Genomic DNA, 7925 nt, shown 5'->3' with positions numbered 1-7925 from the left:
GCCGGGGTCGGTGCCCCGGCCACCGATCAGGTCGGCGGCCTGTCGCTGCCAGCGGTCGATCGCCGTCAGCGCACGGGCGGCGGCTCCTCCGACTCGGCGAAGCACCACGTCTGCGTATCCCTTCTCGAACGCGTGCCGGTAGAGCCGGGGCTGCCACCGTCCCGGCGTGATCCGCCCCAGCCGCGATACGGGCACGGGGGCCTGGCCGCCCAGCGCCTGCTCCAGGCGCTGGCTGTCGCGCAGCGCGCTGGGCGAGCGCAGGATCTGCGCGCAGCGCAGCGTCGCGTGGGCGAGGATGTGCAGGATCGCCAGCGTGTGCAGCCCCAGCCCGATCTCGGCGACGATCAGCCCCACCTGGGTCATCGACCCGTAGGCGAGCGCGCTCTTGACGTCGCTCTGGGCCCGGCTGACGAGCGTCGCGTGCAGCGCCGTCAGTGCCCCGACGCAGACGAGGGCGGCGCGGACGGCCGGCGCGTGGTCCAGCATCGGCTGCGCCCGCAGCAGGAGGTAGGGGCCCAGGTGGATCGACACCGCCCCGTAGAACACGGCGCTGGACGGCGTCGGTCCCTCCATCGCCCGCGGCAGCCACCCGCCGACCGGGACCAGCGCCGACTTCCCCAGCACCGCGGTCAGCAGCAGGAAGCCCAGTATCTCCGCGTGGGCGGTGGCACCGGGTGACGACAGGACGTCGTCCCAGCTGAGGCCGTGCCTGCCGCCGTGGCCGCCGCTGTCTCCGCCGGCCGTGCCGGCGAGGTGCCCGAGCCAGACCGTCGCGACGAGCAGGCCGGCGTCGCCGGCGCGGTAGGTGAGGAAGGCCCGCAGGCCGTGCCGGACGGGCCCGGGCCGTTCCACGAAGAAGGCGATGAGCAGCGCCGAGGTCAGGCCGACCAGCTCCCAGCCGAAGAAAAGCGCCGGAAGCTCGCCCGCGACCAGGGTGAGCTCCACCCCCGTCCCGAACAGGACGAGGAGGAGGTGGAAACGGGCGAATCCGGGTTCTCGGTGCAGGTAGCGCGCGGAGACGGCGCCGGTGAGCCCGATGAGGACGGCCGCGACGAGCGCGAACGGGACGGACAGCATGTCCGCCGTCAGGCTCCAGGCGAAGGTGTGGCCGTGCGCGCCGAACCACGGGCCGATGCTGGCGTCGACCGTGTCCCGGCCGGTCGCCATCAGGCCGAGGGCGAGCACCGCGCAGGCGAGGGTCGAGACGGTGAACGCGGCGGCCACGATCATGCCGATGATCCGTTCGGACCGCAGGCGGCCGAACCACATGGGCACCGCCAGCGCGGCCACCGCCGTGCCCGGCGCGGCGACGCTGGTGATCAGCGCGGCGGCGAGCAGCGGGTGGGACGGGTCGGTGGTCACTGGCCGTCCCGCCGCACCGGCAGCGGCCCGCTCGCCTGCTCCGGCAGCTCGATCGCCTCCCGCGTGGGCTGGACGGCTCCCGCGCCCGCCACGGCCACCGTGCCCGGGCGGTCGATCACGACGTCCGGGGACTCGCCGAAGGCGGCGAGCACGTGCGCCGGCGGGAGATGGTCGCGCTGGCCCGCGTAGTAGTGCTCCGAGCGGGCCACCACCGGGAAGCGCAGGTTCTCGGGCTGGTGCTGCTCGAAGGCGCCGTCGCGGTAGAGGTAGGTCTCGGGGCCGGACGGGTCCCAGGCGGCGAGCTGGATCCAGCCGCCCTCCACCAGCCCGCGCAGCGGCGGGTTCTCCCGCACGATGCGGGCCAGCCGCTCGGGCTCCGCCTCGGCGATCACCAGCAGCCGCATCGGTTCGTGGATCTCGACCGACTGCCACGGCATCCCGGTCCGCAGGTCCGAGCCGTGCCCGTCCATCACGCCGACCAGGCCGGTGATGTTGTGCGGCAGCTTCGACCCGGCGCCGTACCCGATCGGGTCGATCCGGCTGAAGTAGTACTCGAGGTTGATGCCGGCGCCGACCGGGGCGGCCGACAGGAGCAGCCGGGTGAGCACGGCGCCGTCGGGGTCCGCGGTCGGGTCGTAGGAGACCAGGAAGGAGCGGCGGTCGAGGTACAGGCCCCGGGTCCGCGAGCGCCGGCCGATCACGCAGGTCGCGTTCGTGCTGTGCCCGTACTCCGGTCGTGACTGCCCGAGGTCCTCCGAGCGCCCCCGCACGTGGGCGTGGGCGGTGCCGGCGGCGACGTCCGGGCCGACCGACTCGAACCGGCGGCAGCGCTCGTGCGCGTCGAGCTGGACGGCGGTCAGCAGCGCGTCCGTGGCTGTGGTGAGGGCCGGCCGCAGGTGCGCGGGCACCAGGTCGGTGTCGTAGTAGGCCAGGGAGCTGTCGCAGGTGTCGTGGTGGCCGCCGACGAACCAGGTGTCCGGGCCGATCAGGCGGCCGCGGTGGGCCAGGGCGGCGCGCACCCGCGGATGGTTGGCCATGGCGGCGAACGCGCGCGCGTTCGGGCCGCTCTGGCCGCCGCCGGTGGCGCCGCAGTCGTAGGCCGCCGCGTGCGGGTTGTTGACGCTGGACGAACCGTGCCCGATCACGAACACGACCGGGCCGAGCGGGCCGCTCATGCCGATCGTCGTGAGCAGCGTGTCGACGATCTCGGCCATCTCCTCGACGGTGAACCCGAGGCGCAGCGGCCCCGCCCCCACGCCCGGCACGAGCTCCTCCGCCTCGCCCGCCTGCGCGCCATCCCCCGCCGGTCCGGTGGACGGTGTGTGGTCCTGCGCCGCCTCGATGACGAGCCGGGTGAGCGGACGCGCCGGCTCCCGGCGGCCGAGCATCCGCACGCCCTCGCCGGCGGCCCTGGGCGCGACCGCGCGGGCGGCCAGCGGCACCAGCTCGGCCAGCCCGGCGATGGCGGAGTACGCCGCGGCCCGCGCCGGACGGCCGCGGGCCGCCGAGATCGTGTGCTGGAGCTGGGCCTTCCTGCGCCGGGCCCGCTGGTAGGCGACCAGCTCGCCGTCGTCCACCGCGCGCTCGACGACCAGGCTCCGCGGCGTCATCGTGACCGGGCACAGCGCACGCGGGCGGACGTCGTCGAGGCCCTGGTAGGCCATGGCGACCCCGAAGTACCCCGAGGCGCCGTAGGTCCGGACCTGGGGATGGCTCTCCTCCAGGTGCCGGCGCAGCGACTCCTCCCGCTCGTCCATGCAGAACACGGCCTGGAAGTCGGGGGGCGGCACCGTCCCGGGGAAGCGCCGGTCGTGCGCCGACAGCGCGTCGAGCACCTGGGTCCGGTAGCGGCGCTCGTAGGCGAGGTGCAGCAGCCAGCGCCGCCGGCCCGCGTCGAACTCGGCGACGGCCCGCAACCAGGCCCGCGCCCACCGGGGATGACCGAGCACCTCGGTCTCGACGTCCATCACCTGCGCGAGGACGAACGCCTCGTAGGCAAGCTCCAGGTCGCCCCCGCGAAGTTCCTGCTCACCCCGGGTGAGATCGTCCTGGACGGTGGTGCCGGTCGCGAGGACACCCTGGGCCGCGCCTGGCGCGCCGAGCGGGCCGAGGTCCTCCGGCCGCGCGTCGGGGCCGATCAGCCGCGCCAGGACGTTGTGGGAGACGACGACCTCGAGCGTGAGCTGGACGGCGAGGTAGTCCATGAGCCGGGCGGGTGCCGGGCGCGACGGCGCCCGGTCGGGACGGCACTCGAACTGGTGGACCATCCCGGCCCAGCCGCGTAGCGAGACCAGCGTCGCGCGCACCGTGTCCGCCCAGGCGTGCACCGGCACCTGCAGCGCCCACAGCGCCCAGGCGACCGTCCGCTCGGCGGACCAGTTCATCCGGAGCTGCTGGCGCAGCTGGCCGCCGAGGCCGGCCCAGCACGCCTCCCGCGGGGCGCCGAGCGTCCCGAACAGGTGCCGGAAGGCGGCCAGCAGGCCCTTCTCCCGGTGCGGCATCTCCCAGGCGGCGACTCCCTGGTCGAGGAAGGCGGCGCAGAGCCGGATCAGCACCGGGTGGACGGCCTCGTCGGTGTCGACGCCGAACTGTTCGAGCACCTGGTCGCGGCGGCGCAGCGGTACCGGCCGCGGCGCCGGCGGCGGCGCGTGCCGGCGCAGGTCCTCCCACAGTTGCGCGAGCAGCCGGGCCCGCAGCGCCTGCAGCCGGGCCGCCCGGCCGCGCCGGGTGCGCCGCTCCGTGGTCGCGAAACGGCGCCGACCCTGGCGGGTCAGCTCCTCCCGCCGCGCCTCGGTGACCAGCGGGTGGACGCGGTGCAGCTCACCGCCGTCGGCCAGCGCCCACAACGCCCCGGCGCCACGCGGCACGTCGATGAACAGCCCGAGCCGGGCGAGCCGGAACTCGTTCCACGTCGGCCCGCCGGGGACGACCTCGGCGTCACCGTCGAGCATTTCCTCCCCGGCCCCGCGCGTGCCCTGGGCTCCCACCGGCAGATGCCGGCCGGGGACAGCGCCCGCCCGGTCGCCGTGATGCTCGAGGACCGCGGCGAGATCGCGGGGAAGGATCCGGCCGGACGCGAGATGCGCGGCGAAGGCCTCCTCGGTCTGCAGCGCCTCCGTGCCCAGCATCGCCGAGGCGTGCTCGACCGCGCGCTGGAACGGGAGCTCCTCCAGGGCGTGCAGCGGGTTGTGATGGGAGAAGTACCCCAGTGGGGCCTGCGGCGGCAGGAGCTCGCCCGCCTCCTCCACGATCCGGGTGATCATCTCGATCTGGTCCGCGGCGTAGGCCATGTCCCCTCCCATCCCTTACCGGCGACGAATCCGGGGTTCTGTTCTTCTTTCCGAACGACCGGTTCCCCCGCCATGGCGGTGAGTACTCACATGTCTTCCAGCATCGCGACGACCGTGTCGGCCCAGCGAGCTCCCGACCGCCGTTGGACGGGTTAACCTGATAATCCGGGCGGGTGGCCCGGCGCCAGGGAGAAGTACTTTGTTGAACGCGGCCGCGAATCCAGCGACGACGCGCGGCCGGTTCCGCCCATCCGTGGGCCGGCCGGGCTGACCGGTGTACCGCCGGCGCCAGACCGCCTGTCCCACATCAGTATGAAGGACCCTGGCCCCTCACGGACCGCGCCGGTCATGGCGGTGGTGAGAATCACCGTGAACGCTACTCGCGGACCTTGCCGGCCGACAGGTGGCATGAGCCTCGAATATGTCGCCGATCACCGGCGAAGGCGTTCACCAATGCTGCCCGACAAACACAGGACTACCTTTTCGAGCGGTGACATTGTTTACATCGCGAACACCCGGAGGCGTTCCACCCCACGCCACGCCCGCCCCTCACCAGGGTATTTACCGGCCGACTTGTCACCCGGCCGTGCCAGGGCTCCGTCACGGGCCGCGCGACCCGCCCGCGTGGGTGGGGGAGCGCCCGGCACCTCCGTAGCCGGCGGCGGGCCGGCCCCGCGGCGCGGTGGTAAGTTCGAAATTTGGATGGACTTGGTGCCCGGGACCCCTGCTCCAGGACCTTCGCCACTGTCCCGGGGACGTCCATGGCCATGGAGGAGGCCCGCGATGGGCAAGACCGCGCGGGAGTGCTCGATCGCGAACGCGCTCGCCGTCGTCGGGGAACGCTGGAGCCTGCTCGCCCTGCGGGAGGTCCTGCTCGGCGCGCGCAGGTTCGACCAGATCGTGGAGAACACCGGCGCGAGCCGGGACATCCTCGCCACCCGGCTGCGCTCGCTCGTCGCGGCGGGGGTGCTGGAGAAGCGGCAGTACAGCGAGCATCCGCCGCGTCACGAGTACGTGGCGACCGAGTCCGGCAGGGCGCTGAACACGGTGCTGCTCGGCCTCATGGACTGGGGCGACCGGTACGTGACGCCCGGTCCGCCACCGACGGTGTGGGCGCACTCCTGCGGCGCGGAGCTGCGGCCCCGGTGCGTGTGCGCGAGCTGCGGCGAGCAGGTGCGCCTCGGCGACACCACGGTCGTGCGGCTCGGCGAGGTCCGCCCGAGCCACTGACCGCCACGCGTGTCCGCCGCCCGGCGGTCTGCCGGGCGGCGGACAGCTACAGCGCTACCGGGTCGGCGACAGCGCTCCCGTCAGGCCAGGGAGGTGTCGAGCTCGCCGCGGAGTTCGTCCGGGGTGACGGTGGGCTCGAAGCGGCGGACGACCTTGCCCTCGCCGTCCACCAGGAACTTGGTGAAGTTCCACTTCACCTCGTCGGTGCCGATCGCCTCGGGCCGCGAGCGCTTGATGTGCTCGTAGAGGAAGCCCGACTCCGGCCCGAAGTCGCCGGGGGCCTCCGAGCGCAGGTAGTCGTACAGCGGGGCCGCACCGGGGCCGTTCACCTCGATCTTGCTGAAGACGGGGAAGGTGACGTCGAAGTTCGTCGAGCAGAACTCCTGGATCTCGGCGTCGGTGCCCGGCTCCTGGCCGCCGAACTGGTTGCACGGGAAGCCGAGGATCTCCAGCCCGCGCCCCTTCAGGTCGCGGTAGAGCGCCTCCAGCCCCTCGTACTGCGGGGTCAGGCCGCACTTGCTGGCGACGTTGACGATCAGCAGCGTCTTGCCGGCGTAGTCGCGCAGGGATCGGGAGGTGCCGTCCGTCGCCTCGACGGTGAAGTCATGGACAGTCATGATCGACCTAGCTCTCGGTGGTGCGGACCCGACGACCGCAGGTCCGGCGGCGGGGACGCCGACGCGTAGCGGGAGCCGGCCGGGCAGGACCGGACACAGCCTTGGCCCGCACGGGTGGAGCCGGACGGGCCGACGCGGACGGCGCGCGGACACATCGGACGCTACCCGGCCTCCAGGGATTCTGTCACCGCCCCGGTGACAGAATCAGCCGCGGCGTCAGCTCGACGGGGTACGCATCTGCACGAACGAGACCTCCCTGCGCGGCGCGAAGCCCAGCGCCTCGTACAGCCGGAGGGCATCGGTGTTCGACACCGAGACGTGCAGGAAGGGCTGTTCGCCCCGGGCCCGCACGCCCACGGCCACCGCCCGGACCAGCCGGCTCGCCAGGCCCTCGCCGCGATGGGCCGGATCGGTGCACACGGCGCTGATCTCCGTCCACCCCGGCAGCCGCATCCGCTGGCCGGCCATCGCCACGAGGCGCCCCCCGCGGCGGATACCCAGATAACCGCCGAGCTCGATGGTGCGCCGCGAGAACGGGCCGGGCCTGGTCCGCGCGACCAGGTCGAGCATCTCCGGGACGTCACCGGCCCGCAGCGGGACGGCCTCCGGGTCGGGCCGGTCCACCAGGTCGTCACCGAGGAACTGGAGGGCGGGCACCGCCATCGTCACCTCCCACCCGGGCGGCGGGAGCATCCGCAGGCCGGAGAAACCCAGCAGGACTCCCGGCCCGGCGAGTTCGGCCAGCTCCGCCCAGGCGCCAGGGTCGGCGCCGTCACCCACCGCCGCGAACGGCGAGATCTCGGGTGGATAGCGCGCCGCGCGAGACGTGGCGATGGCGAGATGAGCGTGCGCGCCCGCGAGTGACTCCCAGACCGGGTTGTCGAGAACCGACTCGGCGACGGTCACCGATCCCGTGGCAGGCTCCGGCAGCGCGCTCGGGCTCACGCCCGTCGGACCCATCGAACCTCCCGCCGGCGACGGGCGCGGACAGCGCGCCCGGCCGTCAGACTATGCGCCGGCTCCGAATCAGTGCGAAACACCCACCCGCTGCCGGTCCGGGCGATACCCCACGACCTGGGAACACGCCCCGGAAGCACGCCCCGGGAGCACGTCCTGTGAGTACGCCACCGGCGCACCGCCGCGGCATACCAACGCCCCGCGGCATACCAACGCCGCGGCGACCGGGCCCGCCGTCGAACGGCCACCGCGGCCCCGGCGAGCGGCCGGCGAGCGGGACGCGCGGAGCGGACGGCACCCCCGGAGACACCCGTCGGCGCACCCCCACCCCAACCGGGAGCCGGCGGTCGGGTGCGCCCGGGACGGCGGCACGCCCCACTGTCAGGCCACGTTCCGCTTGACAGACAGCGTGGACACGCGGCGATCTTCCGGCGCAACGGCCCCTCCGAGCGTCCCCGGTGCACCCGTG

The 7925-nt window shown here is 73.9% G+C and carries 5 protein-coding genes; 1 reads left to right on the top strand and 4 read right to left on the bottom strand.

The genetic code is table 11. The annotated features are described in order from the left end of the window. Nucleotides 1-1362: proton-conducting transporter membrane subunit (locus tag FMEAI12_RS17715; RefSeq protein ID WP_304598626.1), on the bottom strand; the 1362-nt coding region annotated here is incomplete at its 3' end. Next, the gene (locus FMEAI12_RS17710; RefSeq protein WP_112106898.1) at nt 1359-4652 is read right to left on the bottom strand and encodes a DUF2309 domain-containing protein; all 3294 of its coding nucleotides are present in this window, start codon (nt 4650-4652) and stop codon (nt 1359-1361) included. The genes FMEAI12_RS17710 and FMEAI12_RS17715, both read right to left, overlap by 4 nt. A 783-nt stretch (nt 4653-5435) precedes the next feature. On the opposite strand from FMEAI12_RS17710, the gene FMEAI12_RS17705 reads away from it, so the two are divergent. Continuing rightward, nucleotides 5436-5882 (top strand): helix-turn-helix domain-containing protein, encoded by a 447-nt coding sequence (locus FMEAI12_RS17705; RefSeq protein ID WP_071061011.1) that lies wholly within the window; start codon nt 5436-5438, stop codon nt 5880-5882. 80 nt (nt 5883-5962) lie between these two features. On the opposite strand, the gene FMEAI12_RS17700 is transcribed toward FMEAI12_RS17705, so the two are convergent. Both FMEAI12_RS17700 and FMEAI12_RS17695 read right to left on the bottom strand, forming a co-directional pair. Next, nucleotides 5963-6499, bottom strand: coding sequence for a glutathione peroxidase (locus FMEAI12_RS17700; RefSeq protein WP_020462948.1), 537 nt, complete (start codon nt 6497-6499; stop codon nt 5963-5965). Between the two features lie 216 nt (nt 6500-6715). Continuing rightward, nucleotides 6716-7459, bottom strand: coding sequence for a GNAT family N-acetyltransferase (locus FMEAI12_RS17695; protein WP_198541216.1), 744 nt, complete (start codon nt 7457-7459; stop codon nt 6716-6718). Between the last annotated feature and the right edge of the window lie 466 nt (nt 7460-7925).

The sequence above is a fragment of the Parafrankia sp. Ea1.12 genome, assembly GCF_900465275.1.
GTDB classification, from domain to species: Bacteria; Actinomycetota; Actinomycetes; order Frankiales; family Frankiaceae; genus Parafrankia; species Parafrankia soli.
The sequence above is the reverse complement of the archived record's forward strand: the minus strand, read 5'-3'. Positions and strand labels throughout refer to the sequence as shown.

Bases quoted from the DNA above. Each gene is read 5' to 3' on its own strand.
- FMEAI12_RS17710 (WP_112106898.1), bottom strand. From the start codon at position 4,652: ATGGCCTACGCCGCGGACCAGATCGAGATGATCACCCGGATCGTGGAG.
- FMEAI12_RS17705 (WP_071061011.1), top strand. From the start codon at position 5,436: ATGGGCAAGACCGCGCGGGAGTGCTCGATCGCGAACGCGCTCGCCGTC.
- FMEAI12_RS17700 (WP_020462948.1), bottom strand. From the start codon at position 6,499: ATGACTGTCCATGACTTCACCGTCGAGGCGACGGACGGCACCTCCCGA.
- FMEAI12_RS17695 (WP_198541216.1), bottom strand. From the start codon at position 7,459: ATGGGTCCGACGGGCGTGAGCCCGAGCGCGCTGCCGGAGCCTGCCACG.